Origin of the sequence: Shinella sp. WSC3-e (genome assembly GCF_945994535.1) — a bacterium.
Lineage (GTDB): Bacteria > Pseudomonadota > Alphaproteobacteria > Rhizobiales > Rhizobiaceae > Shinella > Shinella yambaruensis.
The window spans coordinates 1,800,819-1,814,374 of sequence record NZ_OZ000530.1 but is presented as its reverse complement, the minus strand read 5'-3'; the positions used below and the strand labels follow the sequence as shown (position 1 = coordinate 1,814,374).

The 13,556-nt window shown below is 64.1% G+C and carries 12 protein-coding genes; 6 read left to right on the top strand and 6 right to left on the bottom strand.

Features of this window, described 5'->3' with window-relative positions; genetic code table 11:
• Positions 1-72 precede the first annotated feature (72 nt).
• Positions 73-1,104, top strand: a complete 1,032-nt coding sequence (gene mgrA / locus AABF56_RS09130) for an L-glyceraldehyde 3-phosphate reductase (RefSeq protein WP_272805681.1) — start codon at positions 73-75, stop codon at positions 1,102-1,104.
• Between the two features lie 46 nt (positions 1,105-1,150).
• On the opposite strand, the gene zigA is transcribed toward mgrA, so the two are convergent.
• Both zigA and znuA read right to left on the bottom strand, forming a co-directional pair.
• The gene (zigA, locus tag AABF56_RS09125; RefSeq protein WP_272805680.1) at positions 1,151-2,356 is read right to left on the bottom strand and encodes a zinc metallochaperone GTPase ZigA; all 1,206 of its coding nucleotides are present in this window, start codon (positions 2,354-2,356) and stop codon (positions 1,151-1,153) included.
• Between the two features lie 327 nt (positions 2,357-2,683).
• Complete coding sequence (gene znuA / locus AABF56_RS09120) at positions 2,684-3,709, bottom strand: zinc ABC transporter substrate-binding protein ZnuA (RefSeq protein ID WP_272805679.1); 1,026 nt, start codon at positions 3,707-3,709, stop codon at positions 2,684-2,686.
• A 99-nt stretch (positions 3,710-3,808) separates the two neighbouring features.
• Between znuA and AABF56_RS09115 the strand changes: the two genes are divergently transcribed.
• From AABF56_RS09115 to AABF56_RS09105, 3 genes are read left to right on the top strand one after another with little or no spacing between them, the layout of a single operon-like run.
• Positions 3,809-4,738, top strand: coding sequence for an ATP-binding cassette domain-containing protein (locus tag AABF56_RS09115; protein WP_443021098.1), 930 nt, complete (start codon positions 3,809-3,811; stop codon positions 4,736-4,738).
• Entirely contained in the window at positions 4,731-5,561 is an 831-nt protein-coding gene (znuB, locus tag AABF56_RS09110) for a zinc ABC transporter permease subunit ZnuB (protein WP_272805678.1), read from the top strand. The genes AABF56_RS09115 and znuB overlap by 8 nt, the downstream gene beginning before the upstream one ends.
• The gene (locus AABF56_RS09105; protein ID WP_133033032.1) at positions 5,558-5,953 is read left to right on the top strand and encodes a Fur family transcriptional regulator; all 396 of its coding nucleotides are present in this window, start codon (positions 5,558-5,560) and stop codon (positions 5,951-5,953) included. The genes znuB and AABF56_RS09105 overlap by 4 nt, the downstream gene beginning before the upstream one ends.
• A gap of 238 nt (positions 5,954-6,191) precedes the next feature.
• Here the strand turns inward: AABF56_RS09105 and AABF56_RS09100 are convergent, their stop codons facing one another.
• Both AABF56_RS09100 and AABF56_RS09095 read right to left on the bottom strand, forming a co-directional pair.
• A complete protein-coding gene (locus tag AABF56_RS09100) occupies positions 6,192-8,207 on the bottom strand; it encodes a caspase family protein (RefSeq protein WP_272805677.1) in 2,016 nt (671 codons plus the stop codon).
• Positions 8,208-8,307: 100 nt separating this feature from the next.
• Complete coding sequence (locus AABF56_RS09095) at positions 8,308-8,835, bottom strand: gamma carbonic anhydrase family protein (protein WP_272805676.1); 528 nt, start codon at positions 8,833-8,835, stop codon at positions 8,308-8,310.
• A gap of 109 nt (positions 8,836-8,944) precedes the next feature.
• Here AABF56_RS09095 and dusA point away from each other — a divergent pair, with 109 nt between their 5' ends.
• Both dusA and AABF56_RS09085 read left to right on the top strand, forming a co-directional pair.
• A complete protein-coding gene (dusA, locus tag AABF56_RS09090; RefSeq protein WP_272805675.1) occupies positions 8,945-10,024 on the top strand; it encodes a tRNA dihydrouridine(20/20a) synthase DusA in 1,080 nt (359 codons plus the stop codon).
• A gap of 220 nt (positions 10,025-10,244) precedes the next feature.
• Positions 10,245-10,832, top strand: a complete 588-nt coding sequence (locus AABF56_RS09085; RefSeq protein ID WP_244769678.1) for a J domain-containing protein — start codon at positions 10,245-10,247, stop codon at positions 10,830-10,832.
• A 15-nt stretch (positions 10,833-10,847) separates the two neighbouring features.
• On the opposite strand, the gene AABF56_RS09080 is transcribed toward AABF56_RS09085, so the two are convergent.
• Together AABF56_RS09080 and AABF56_RS09075 are read right to left on the bottom strand one after the other, a co-directional pair.
• Positions 10,848-11,270 carry a hypothetical protein gene (locus tag AABF56_RS09080; protein ID WP_272805674.1) on the bottom strand — a complete coding sequence of 141 codons (423 nt, stop codon included), beginning with the start codon at positions 11,268-11,270 and terminating at the stop codon, positions 10,848-10,850.
• Positions 11,271-12,120: 850 nt separating this feature from the next.
• Positions 12,121-13,452, bottom strand: coding sequence for a hypothetical protein (locus AABF56_RS09075; RefSeq protein WP_272805673.1), 1,332 nt, complete (start codon positions 13,450-13,452; stop codon positions 12,121-12,123).
• Between the last annotated feature and the right edge of the window lie 104 nt (positions 13,453-13,556).

The following is a 13,556-nucleotide window of genomic DNA, read 5'->3' as shown; positions in this document are numbered from 1 at the left end:
GCGAATGCCTCTTGTCGCGATGCGCGCGAGAGCGGTATTGAGACTCGCCCATAAAGAACGAAGGAATTTATCATGGCCTGGCAGCCTGCGGACAACCGTTACGACACGATGACCTACAACCGGCTGGGACGGTCCGGCCTGAAGCTGCCGGCGATCTCGCTCGGGCTGTGGCACAATTTCGGCGACGACACGCCGCATGACCGCAAGGTCGACATGTGCCGCACGGCCTTCGACCTCGGCATCACCCATTTCGACCTCGCCAACAATTACGGCCCGCCGCCCGGCACGGCCGAAACCGCCTTCGGCGAGATCCTGCGCACGGATTTCGCCCATCTGCGCGACGAGCTGATCATCTCGTCGAAGGCCGGCTACGACATGTGGCCGGGTCCCTATGGCGAGTGGGGCAGCCGCAAGTACCTGATCGCCTCCTGCGACCAGAGCCTGAAGCGCATGGGCCTCGACTATGTCGATATCTTCTACTCCCACCGCTTCGACCCGGAGACGCCGCTGGAGGAGACCTGCGGCGCGCTCGACCATATCGTGCGCTCCGGCCGCGCGCTCTATGTCGGCATCTCCTCCTACAATTCGCAGCGCACCCGCGAGGCCGCGGCGATCCTGAAGGACCTCGGCACGCCCTGCATCATCCACCAGCCGAGCTATTCCATGCTCAACCGCTGGATCGAGACGGACGGTCTCGTCGATACGCTGGACGAGCTCGGCATCGGCTCCATCGTCTTCTCGCCGCTGGCGCAGGGCATGCTGACGGCGAAATATCTCGGCGGCATTCCGGGCGACAGCCGCGCGGCGCTGAACCACTTCCTCAAGACGGATTTCATCCGTCCCGAGATCATCGACAACATCCGCAAGCTGAACGAGATCGCCGAGCGGCGCGGCCAGACGCTGGCGCAGATGGCGATCGCCTGGGTGCTGCGCGGCGGGCGCATCACCTCCGCGCTGATCGGCGCCAGCCGCTCCGCGCAGATCGTCGATTGCGTCAAGGCGCTGGAGAAGCCGGACTTTACCGCGGAGGAGCTGGCGGCGATCGACACCTACAGCCAGGGCGCGGACATCAACCTCTGGAAGAAGTCCGCCGAACTCGACTGACGGGATCGCTCGCCCGGCGGCAAGGCCGGGCGGCCTCCTCATCCTCTCACCCCGCCTGGCGAACCCAGAGCGGGAAGGGGTCCGGCAGGTTCGTCCAGCGCGCCGGCTCGAAAGCATCCGCCTCGACGAGACAGGTGTCGAGCCGGCGGCGGAGCGCGGCTTCATCCATCGGGTCCGCGCCGATGAAGACGAGCTCCTGCCGCCGGTCGCCCCAGACGGGATCCGACACGCGGGCGATGGCCTCGACCGCCGCCGGGTCCTGCGGCCAGTGCGGGCGCGGCACGGCGGCCCACCAGAGGCCGAGCCGGCCGCTCCTGACCAGCGCGCCCGCCTGGCTCAGTTCGCCGACATGGTGCGGCCGGGTGGCGAGCCAGAAGAAGCCCTTGGCGCGGATGACGCCGGGCCAGCTCTCGTTAAGGAAGGCTTTGAACCGGGCCGGATGGAACGGCTTCCTCGCGCGGTAGACGAAGGCGCGGATGCCGTATTCCTCGGTCTCCGGCACATGGTCCCTGAAGCCGTGCAGTTCCTTGAACCAGAGCGGGTGCTCGCTCGCCTTCTCGAAATCGAAGCGGCCGGTGCCGAGGATGTCGGCGAGGTCGACGCGGCCGAAATCCGTTTCGATGATGCGGGCGGAGCTGTTAAGGCTGCCGACGATCTGGCGCGCGGCGCGCAGGTCGTCGGGGCTCGCCGCGCCGGTCTTGTTGATGACGACGACATCGGAAAACTCGATCTGCTCGACGAGCAGCTCCACCAGCATGCGCGTATCGCCTTCGCCGGCGGTCTCGCCGCGGTCGGCGAGAAAGTCCTCGGAAGCGTAGTCCTTCAGCAGGTTGGCGGCGTCGACGACGGTCACCATCGTGTCCAGCCGGGCGACATCCGAAAGGCTCCGGCCGTTCTCGTCGCGGAAATCGAAGGTGGTGGCGACGGGCAGCGGCTCGGAAATGCCGCTCGATTCGATCAGCAGGTAGTCGAAGCGGTTCATCTCCGCCAGCCGGCGGACCTCGGCGAGGAGGTCGTCGCGCAGCGTGCAGCAGATGCAGCCGTTCGTCATCTCGACGAGCTGTTCGTCGGTGCGCGAAAGGTCCGCCCCGCCATCGCGGATGAGGGCGGCGTCGATGTTGACCTCGCTCATGTCGTTGACGATGACGGCGACGCGCAGGCCGCTGCGGTTGTTCAGCACATGATTGAGCAGCGTCGTCTTGCCGGCGCCGAGGAAGCCGGAGAGCACGGTGACGGGAAGGCGGTTGTCCATGATGTGATTGCCTTTAATGTTATACCATTACATTCGTGAGGCTGAAAAAGGCGGGATGCTCCCGCCTGGTTCTTCGTCGTCTCGCTCCGGCCGGGGCAGGGCGGTCGCCCGTGGAGTTCGACGGTGCCGCTCGCCCTTTCCCCTGCGGGGAGAAGGTGGCCTACGGGTCTCGCCAAAGGCGAGCCCGAGGCAAAGCTCCGGGTCGGATGAGGGGGCACAGGCGGAGATCGTTTGTGTCTTCGCCACCCCCTCATCCGCCTGCCGGCACCTTCTCCCCGCGGGGGAGAAGGGGGTGTGGCGATGGTTTCCCCACAGGCGATCGCCCGCTCAGCTTGCCTGTCCGAGGCAATCGCGCAGCGACGTCGCGATGCTTCGCATCAGGGTGAAATAGAGGTCCGCGCCGGGCTCCAGCGTCGCGGCTTCCGGGTCGAGCGTGCCGGATTTCGCGTCGGTGCCCTCGATGACGACGTTCACCAGCTTGGGCTCGAACTGCGGCTCGGCGAAGACGCAGGTCGCGCCGAGCGTCTTCACCTTCTCGCGGATTTCCGTGAGGCGCGCGGCGCCGGGCATGGTTTCCGGGCTGACGGTGATGGAGCCGGCGGTTTTCACGCCGTAATGGTGCTCGAAATACTGGTAGGCGTCATGGAAGACGATGAAGGGCTTGTCCTTCACGGGGGCGATGGTCGCGGCGATCTCCTTGTCGAGCATGCCGAGCTTTTCGGTGAGGGCTGCGAGGTTCGCCTTGTAGGCGTCGGCATTGCCCGGATCCTTTTCCGACAGGACGCGGGCGGCTTCAGCGGCGATGGCGCGGGCATTGTCGGGGCTCAGCCACAGATGCATGTCGAAGGCGCCGTGTTCGTGCCCTTCATGCCCAGCTTCGCCGGCATGGCCCGCATGGTCGCCTTCGGCCTCCTTGTCGTGGTCGTGGCCTTCCTCGCCGTGGGCGTGATCATGGCCGTCCTCGCCTTCATGCGCATGCGCCTCGAACGGGCCGCCTTCGCGGAAGGGCAGCTTTTCGAGGCCGGGCGCGTCCTCCAGCTCCACGACGGTCGCCTTGTCGCCGAGCGCTTCCAGAGGCTTTTCGAGGAAGGCTTCCAGGCCGTGGCCCACCCAGAAGACGACGTCGGCATCCTGCAGCGCCGCGGCATTGGACGGCTTCAGCGCATAGGTGTGCGGCGAGGCGCCGCCCTCGACGATCAAGGCCGGCTCGCCGACGCCCTGCATGATCGCGGCGACGAGCGAATGGATCGGCTTGATCGACACGACCACGTCCGGCGTTTCGGCCCGCGCGGCGATGCTGCCGGCGGAAAGGAGCGCGGTGGTGAGGAGGAGGGCGCTAACGGCCTTTTGCATGGGGATCTCCGTCTTGAATGGCAATGTAATGTTATTACATCAATTGCGTTATGCTATAACGTGTGCCATACCCTGACGCAACAGGCTTTTGGAAAAATGATGCTGCAGACCCCGACCAAGACCGTCCAGCCGCTCGTCTCGCTTGCGGGCGTCGGAGTTCGCCGACAGGGCCGCTGGCTCGTGCGCGGCGTGGAATTCTCCATCGCGCCGGGCGAGATCGTCACGCTGATCGGCCCCAACGGTTCCGGCAAGTCGACGACCGCCAAGACGGCGATCGGCGTGCTCAAGGCCGACGAGGGCAGGGTGGAGCGCAAGGCCGGCCTCAAGGTCGGCTACGTGCCGCAGAAGCTGTCCGTCGACTGGACCATGCCGCTGACCGTCGACCGGCTGATGACGCTGACCTCGCCGCTGAAGGGCGCGGAGATCGACGCCGCGCTGGAGGCGACCGGCATCCGCCATCTCGCCCGCGCCGAGGTGCAGCACCTTTCGGGCGGCGAGTTCCAGCGCGCGCTGCTGGCCCGGGCGATCGCCCGCAAACCGGACCTCCTGGTGCTCGACGAGCCGGTGCAGGGCGTCGACTTTTCCGGCGAGATCGCGCTTTACGACCTCATCAAGACGATCCGCAACACCACCGGCTGCGGCATCCTGCTGATCTCGCACGACCTGCATGTGGTGATGGCGGAGACCGACACGGTCATCTGCCTCAACGGCCATGTCTGTTGCCGCGGCACGCCGGAGATCGTCAGCCAGAGCCCGGAATATCTGAAGCTCTTCGGCGCCCGCGCCGGCCAGACGCTCGCCTTCTACAACCACAACCACGACCATACGCACCTGCCGGACGGCCGCGTGCTGCATGCCGACGGCTCGATCACCGACGACTGCCGGCCGGACGACGGGCGCCCCGTCGATATCCTGCCGACCGGCGGGCGGGCGGGGCCGATGCGCATCGGCCATGTGCATGGGCCGAACTGCGGCTGCGACCACGGGCCGGCGCCGACCGACCGCGGCGAGGAGCGGCGCAATGCTTGACGATTTCTTCATCCGTGCCCTCGTTGCCGGCGTGGGGCTGGCGATCACCGCCGGGCCGCTCGGCTGTTTCGTCGTCTGGCGGCGCATGGCCTATTTCGGCGACACGATGGCGCATTCGGCGCTGCTCGGCGTCGCGCTGTCGCTGCTGATGGAGTTCAACCTGCTGCTCTCCGTCTTCATCGTCGCCGCGTCCGTCTCGCTCCTCCTCCTGTTGCTGCAGCGGCGCGGCACGCTTTCCACCGATGCGCTGCTCGGCATCCTCTCGCATGCGACGCTGGCGATCGGCCTCGTCATCGTCTCCTTCATGACCTGGGTGCGCATCGACCTCGTCGGCTTCCTGTTCGGCGACATTCTCGCCGTCACGCGCGCCGACGTGGACCTCGTCTGGGGCGGCGGCATCCTCGTCACCTTCGCCATCGTCTGGATGTGGCGCCCGCTGATCGCCTCGACGGTCAACCCGGAGCTGGCGGAGGCGGAAGGCCTGCAGCCGGAACGCACGCGGCTTGCCTTCATGCTTCTGATGGCGCTGGTCATCGCCATCGCCATGAAGATCGTCGGCATCCTGCTGATCACCTCGCTTTTGATCATCCCCGCCGCCACTGCCCGGCGCTTTTCCACGAGCCCGGAGATCATGGCGGTGCTTGCCTCCGTCGTCGGGGCGCTCGCCGTCGTCGGCGGGCTCTTCGGTTCCTTGAAATTCGACACGCCCTCCGGTCCCTCGATCGTGGTTGCAGCACTGGCCCTGTTCATTCTAAGCCTGCTCACCAAGCCGAGGATGAGCGGAGCGGAACATTCGGCGGCAAGCCAGGGAGGTCGGGCATGACCACGCAACCATTGACGCGCAACCAGGGCCTCGTCTTCGACGTGCTGACGCATTCCGAAGGCCCGCTCAGCGCCTATTCGATCCTCGACAAGCTGCGCGACGACGGGTTTCGCGCGCCGCTGCAGGTCTACCGGGCCCTCGACAAGCTGCTGGAGTTCGGCCTCGTGCACCGGCTCGAAAGCATCAACGCCTTCGTCGCCTGCGCCCATCCGGAGGAGGGCTGCCACGCCCACGGCATCACCGCCTTCACGATCTGCGAGACCTGCGGCAAGGTCACCGAGTTCCACGACCATGTCATCGAGGACCGGCTGAAGGGCTTTGCCAAGGACCGCAACTTCAAGACCGGCAAGACGACGATCGAGATCCGCGGCACCTGCGCGGGCTGTGCCTGAGGCTTTCCGCTTTCCTCCGGATCGCGGAAATGCCCTGCTCATGCTGAGTTGACGACGTCCGCGAACCTCTCCTGCGTCATGGTCGGGCTCGACCCGACCATCCATGCCGCGGGTGGAGCTTGGATCCTCGGGTCGAGCCCGAGGATGACGGAGCATTTGGAGCGATGGCTGTCATCGAACTGCATCCGTTTGTTTTTGTGTAAAGCCGCTCCGCACCCTTGCGGGGATTGCTCCCGGTTCAGCTGGCCTGCCGGTTGAAGATCGCCTCGACGGCACGAACGGTCGAAGGGCCGAACTGGCCGTCGAGCTGGCCGGTATAGACGCCGGCATCGGTCAGGATGCGCTGCAGCTCCTTGCGGAAGGCGAGCGACCAGGCGCGGCTGTTCTCCTTCACCTGCCGAAGCGATTCCTGGTGGCCGAGGCGAAGCGCCCGTTCGAACCAGCGGGCCGCTTCCTTCGGATCCGCGTCCTTGACGTCTCCGTCGAGAAGCGCGGCGACATTGTGGACGCCGTATGTGTTGCCCTTGTCGGCGGCCATGCGGTACCAGCGCATCGCCTCCTCCTTGTCCTTCTTCACCGTCCGGCCGTTTTCATAGAAGGTGCCGATATTGTTCATGCCCTGCGCGTCGCCCGCGGCGGCGGCCTTGCGGTACCAGTGCATGGCCTCGACATCGTCGCGCTTGACGCCGCGGCCGTTTGCCAGCGCCCAGCCGAGATTCGTCATCGACGCGGCGCTGCCGCCGTCGGCAGCCTTCCTGTACCAGGCGAACGCTTCCTTCAGGTCCTGTTTCACGCCGAGGCCGAGGTCGTAGAAGTCGCCGATATTCTGCATGGCAACGGGGATGCCGGCATCGGCGGACTTGCGGTACCATTCCAGCGCCGCGTTCAGATCCTCCGGCACGCCCTTGCCGTTGCGGTAGAGCAGGCCGACATTGTTCATTGCGAGGCCATTGCCGAGCTCGGCCGACTGGCGGAACCAGCGCATGGCCTCGGCATAGTCCTGGGACGTGCCTTCCCCGTTCTCGTAGAGGATGGCGAGGTTGCGCATGGCCTGGTGGTTGCCGAGATCGGCCGCCTTGCGGTATGCCGCCAGCGCTTCGGGAAAACGGCCGCCGTGATCCAGCGCGCGGCCGAGCTGGTAGAAGAAGCGCTTTTCCTGCGGATTGTCGCGGATCGCCGCCTCGCAGGCCGGGATGGCGCGGGCGAAGTCTATATCGTAAAAGCCTATCGGCTTCGTGGAAGCGAGCCTGAACGGGTCGTTTTCGGCAGCCGCAAGGCGGTCACACTCCGTTTCGCCCGTCGCCTCCCGCATGCTGACGACGGGCGCGAGATCGGCCATGCGCTGGCGGGCTATGTTGGCGAAAGCGCATGTCGGGAAAAGCCGCAGGTGATCCTCGAACATCACCTTGTCCTTGCTCTCGCGGATCTCGGCCCAGTGTGCCGCCGCATCCCGGCAGGGATCGTTGTGGCCGATCGTGCCGGAGGCATCGGGCGCCAATCCCTTGCCGAGCATGACCGTTTCGAACAGCGAGCCGGTTTTGAAGGGGCGCTGCTTGCCGCCCGTCGCCTCGAACACGTCCTTGGCGACGGCCCGGAGCGCCGCTTCGACCTCGAGGCCCGGCACGACGAGGTGGCGGGAAAGCGCCGTCGCATAGGGGCTCATCGTGCCCTCGCCATCGAGCGCCACTTCGCCCGGCGCCGTGGCATAGCCGATCAGCATGTTGCTTTCCGCGCTGTCCACCCGCGCAAGGCCGCGGGTCGGGATGCCGCGGGTGGAGAGCCGCTTCATGGAGGTCAGGAACGGGTTGTCGCGGCAGGCATCCAGCAGCACGAGCTTCAGCTTCGTGGCGCCCGCCAGCGCATGCAGCAGGTCGTCGAGCAGGATCGTCTCGTATTTGACATCGCGGTCCGAGGCGAGCTTCGCATCGACCGGAATGAGGAAATTGTCGCCGTTCACCTCGATGCCGTGGCCGGAATAGTAGATGAGGCCGATATCGGCGCCGGTGGCCTTCTCCTCGAAGGCGGCCAGCGCCGCCGACATCGCCGCGCGGCCGGCATCCTGCAGCACCGTCACCTCGAAGCCGGCGCCCTCCAGCGTCGCCTTCATGGTCGTGATGTCGTTGGGCGGGTTCTTCAGCACGGTCGCCGGCGCGGCATAGCCGGCATTGCCGATCAAGAGGGCGGCCTTGCGCTCGGCAAGGGCCGGCTGGCCGATGACGACGGCAAGAAACAGGATGGCGAGACGAAGCAGCATGGTCCCCTCACGCGGCCTTCATGGATGGCGGGGGAAGTATGCCGCAACCTTGTCGTGCGGGGAAGTTTCGCCGGTGGATTTTTCCGGTCGAATGCGTGGATCAGAGCGCCTTGAGGCCGTTCTTGAAGCGCTGCCAGTTGCGCACATAGCTTTCGGCCGAGCGGGTGAGGCCGGCGATGGCGGCCTCGTCCAGCGTGCGGATCGCCTTGGCGGGCGACCCGACGATCAGGGAATTGTCCGGGAAGACCTTTCCTTCCGTCACCAGCGCATTGGCGCCGACGAGGCAGTTCCTGCCGATGACGGCGCCGTTCAGCACCGTCGCACCCATGCCGATCAGGGAGTTGTCGCCGATCGTGCAGCCGTGGATGATGGCGCCGTGGCCGATCGTGCAGCCTTCGCCGATCACCACCGGCTTGCCGGGATCGGTGTGCACGATGACGCCCTCCTGGATGTTCGAGCGCGCGCCGACGGTGATCGGCTCGTTATCGCCGCGCAGCGTGGCGCCGAACCAGATGCCGACATCCGCGCCGAGCACCACGCGGCCGATGACATTCGCATCCGGCGCCACCCAGTAGCGCCCGCCTTCGGGAAGCGTCGGCTGCTTGTCGTCGAGGGCATAGAGCGGCATGGGGTCCTCCGGCGGTTCTGATTCCTCCCGCCACTCTAGCACCCCGCCGGGCGGGCGGGGAAAGAAGCGAGGGTGGTTTTTTGGCCGGTGATGGGGTATGAGCCCGGCCATGACGAACGCAGCGACATTCTACCAGCAGGCCGTGACGGCGGGGACGAAGATTTTCGCCACCGCGCCGATGATCGACTGGTCCGACCGGCATTATCGTGTCTTCGCGCGGCAGCTGACGAAGAACGCGCTGCTCTTCACCGAGATGATCGTCGCCGACGCGATCCTGCGCGGCGATCGCGACCGGCTGCTCGGCTTCGATGCGGTGGAACAGCCCGTCGCGCTGCAGCTCGGCGGCAACGATCCGGCAAAACTCGCCGAGGCGTCGCGGATCGGCGAGGGGTTCGGCTATGCCGAGATCAACCTCAATGTCGGCTGCCCCTCGGACCGGGTGCAGTCCGGCACGTTCGGCGCCTGCCTGATGCGCGAGCCGCAGCTCGTGGCGGACTGCGTGGCGGCGATGAAGGCGGCGGTCGCCATTCCCGTCACCGTCAAGTGCCGCATCGGCGTCGACGACCAGGACCCCGAGGTGGCGCTGCGCGACCTCGTCTCGCGCGTGACGCTCGCCGGCACGGACGCCGTCTGGGTCCATGCGCGAAAGGCCTGGCTGCAGGGGCTCTCGCCGAAGGAGAACCGGGACATCCCGCCGCTCGACTACGGCCTCGTGCGCCGGCTGAAGGCGGAGAACCCGGACCTTTTCGTCGGGCTCAATGGCGGGCTCCACACCTTGAGCCAGGCGCTCGAAGAGATGACGGGGCTGGACGGCGTCATGCTCGGACGGGCTGCCTATCAGGATAGCGGCATCCTGACGGGCGTGGACGATCTCTTTCCGCATCCGCTTCACGGGGGCAGCCCGCTGGCCGGCCGTGTCTCCGATCCGGGGGCGCTTTCCGCCGACGATTGGGAGGCGGTGCGGGACGCGATGATGGCCTATGCGGGCGATGTGATCGCCCGGGGCGGACGGGTGGCGCATGTGACGCGGCACATGATCGGGCTCTTCCAGGGGCTTCCGGGGGCGCGGAAATACCGGCAGATCCTTTCCACCGATGCGACCAAGCCGGGGGCGGGGCCGGAGGTGATCGCGGCCGCCTTCGCGGCGGTGCTGTCGGGGCGGAGCGAAGCGGCCGCGGCGGCGGAGTAGCGCTTTCTGTGCACCGCCCCGGGCTCACCACAATTTCGTCCCCTCGGGGTCGGAGACTTTGGAGCAGTTCCGCTTTTCTCCGAATCGCGAAAACGCTCTAGCCCTTTGTTTTGCCGCATTTCCGGACGCAAAACCGCTTCGCACTTTTGCTGGAAATGCTCTAGACAGACGACGCAGTAGAAGAAGACGGACAGGTGGCCGCGTGATCGATCCCTATGCCATGCTCGGACTAGAGCGCGATGCCGACGACAACCAGGTGAAGGCGGCCTACCGCAAGGCCGCCAAGGGCATGCACCCGGATTCCGGCGGCGACGCGGACCAGTTCGCCCGCCTGCAGACCTGCTACGACCTCCTGCGCGACCCCGTGCGGCGAAAAGTCTTCGACGATACCGGCTTCGACCCGCAGCTCGCCGATCCGCGCGACCTCAAGGGCCTGATGCTGCTCGAACCGCTGGTCAACGACGTGATCCTCGACGAGCGCGAGCCCGGCAGCTTCGATCCGCTGGCGGCGATGCGCCGGAAGCTTTCCGACGACATCGTCAAGAGCCGCTTCCACATCCTGGAGCTGGAGCGCCACCGCAACCGCGTGCGCCAGCATATCGACCGGCTCGGCCGCAAGGCGGGCACGGATTTTCTCGGCTCCATGCTGCGCGCCCGCTCGCAGTCGATCGCCGAGGCGATCCGCACCGCGGAAGGGCAGATCCAGGCCATCGAGCAGGCCTATTCCATGCTGGAAGGCTATTCCTACGAGCTCGCCGCCGCGCTCGACCCCCTGCCGGTCGAGGTGAAGGGCGAGGCGGCGGAATAGGCCGGCCGCGCCGTCTCAAACCGTCAGCGGCGGCTCGTCGCCCTCGTAGCGCACCGGCGGCTTTTTCGCCCGCGCGGCGGCGAAGGCGCGGAACTCGGTAAGCGCGGCGCCCCGCAGGAGCGGGCGGGCGACCTCCACCGCGGCGTCCTGCAGGGCGCGGGTCTCGCGCCAGGGCGAGGCGAAGGAGAGCTTGCCCCAGGAATTGCCGAGATCCCGGACGTCGCGCGCGACCGCGGCGACGTCGTCGAACAGGCGGCGCTGCGCCGCGTCGAGATTGGCGAGGCAGCAGGGCTCCTGCGTGCCGTGGAAGAACCAGGCGCAGCGCCCCTGGCGGCGGCAGGCGCGGATGCGGCAGACGCGCTGCGGCAGGGCCAGCATCTCGGCCGCGCGGGCGAGCAGGTGACGGTCGGGCGGGGGAAGCTGGTACGTCCTGGGCATCGGGTTTCCTCTGAGATGGGGGAGGCGGGACCGGGGGTGCAGACATGCCGCGTCCGGCGCTCGCTCCGGGCTTGAAGTCGTGCGGACACGGGTCCGCATCGCCGCGCGTGGAAAAGAACCGCGCCGGGGTTCGTGCATCGGCTTTCGGACGGGGCGCTGGAAGCCGCCGGGTCAGAAATATGTATATGACGCCTTTCAGCGCCCCGTTCGGCGGTTTCTGCCCGCGACTTGGGTCTCTCTGCAAAGGCCGGGTGCAAGAATGTTGGCCGCCGGTTTCCGGGACGGGTTCTGTCCGGTTTTGCGCGCCGGGCGGGCTCGCCCTGAGCCCGGTCCGGACGGAAAGGTTTTTACGCCTTTCCCGGGAAAACGCCGCTCCGGCGGACGATGCCGACGCATCCGTCACGCCCGGCCTCCTTGTGTGCCGCACAGGCACGCCCGACGCGCCGTCCGGGGCTGAAACGACAGGGCCGGTCCGACGCCCTGGCGCTTCCCCCGTGTCGCCGGAGGGAGACCATTTTCCGCGAGCCCCCTTGGCGACGGCTTACGTCCGTCCCCCGCCAAAAGCGCCGACCCCGCCTCGCCGCAACGCCTTGCGGTGTATCCGCGGCGGGATGAGAGGAGTATGGCATGGGTGGGTGGGGGTGGGGAAAATCGCTTTGTTGTGTTGTTTCCGCGCTGAATTTTATTAGCTTAAAATTATTTGTGAAAATCTATCTAATCGTTACTCCATTCGAGTTCTCTGGCGTAATTTTGAAGCTTCGTAAGAATATATTGCGCAACGGAAGATCTATTCTTTGAAGACAAGAAGTCTCCTGATCTCCAAGTGTACTCGATACACGTCACGTCGTCGTTACCATGAATAGCGTTGTCTAGGAATGAGCGGGCAAAATGGTAATTTTGTTTCACAGCTCACATTTGTGAATGAAACAGATTTTTCTGTAAGAAGCCCTTCTATGGAGTCGCGCATGACGCGATTCAAGTTCTTGTCTCTTCCTAGGTTGAAACCTTGTTGGGCGAGGAGATCGAATGCCGCTGCCGCGTCTTCTGGCGGAGTCCCCCGTGCTTCAAAACGAGAGATTTTTTCACCGGATACAAGTTTTCCTAGATCTGACCTACTTAAATCTCGAACCGCTCGTGCAGGCCCGTATCGGCGATATCCGATTTGGTCGAATAAAGGCATTGTATCGGTATAGTTTCGGATACAAGATGCAGCAGCTGTTGGAGGTAGTGAAATTGCACGTGCGTTGAGCTGGACGATTGTCCTTGTCAGAAGACCGCGTCGACTACTCCACCATCGACCTACAACGCTTTGTGATGTAACGGAAATAAGCGCATGCGCATCAAGTAAACCATAATGAGAGGGGGATGTCAGTTGTGACAATACTCCTGGAGTGTTGCTTTCACTCACAAATGCGATAACCAACGAAACCGGCTTCTCAAGTTCTTGTCTGAGTTTTAATACCTGCGCATTAAATTCTTGTGATATTTTTCTCAGATATGCGCCTAACGTCGGATAGGAGCCGGGGTCAAAATTATCAGGATCGACTCCCAGCATTTCTAGGTTCTCAATTTTATTTGATAAGCTAAGTGTATGCTTTGCTATGTTTATCCAAGTTCTTCTTTCTGGTCCGTTCCAAATTATTGGAAGCTTAATGGCCGTTTCTCCCGATATATTTACATAACGTTCAGCCAGCGCATTTGCGGTATTTTGATTTGTCTCCGGCCAAAAGATAATAGAGGGAACGCCACCACTATTCGTTCGCAAAAACCGTTTTATTGCAGACAACTCACTATCTGAGGGAGGATTGTTTTCTCTATGGTCAATATTTACTGGGATAAGTTTTCGATTGTTCGTGGGAAGTTTTCTCGAAAACCCAGATACTGCCTCAGTCAATCCTTGATATGTTAGCTCTCCTTCATAATTCATAGTAGCCGTAAAATCGGATGGAAGCCATTGGCCTATATTTTCAACAAAAGTAGTTTTCCCTATTCCGGTATTGCCGAATAAAGGAACAAGAACGCCTTCGTCCCGAGTGACTACATCTGTTGCAAGTGCTCGTATGCCTAGTACGTCGCTATTGTTTGGTGGAATAAGTATTTTTGCAACATCTGCGCCGAGCTTGCTTGTGAGTCGCTCGTATCGATCCGGAAGAGAGAGTTGTGCTAGTATGTGTTCATGCATAAATTATGCTCCCCGGGCTTCCGTATTTTTTTAAAGTAATTATGTAATTTATATTGTTAAGTATGTGTTTGGCAAGTGTGTTTGATTTTTTTGAGTATAAGCTA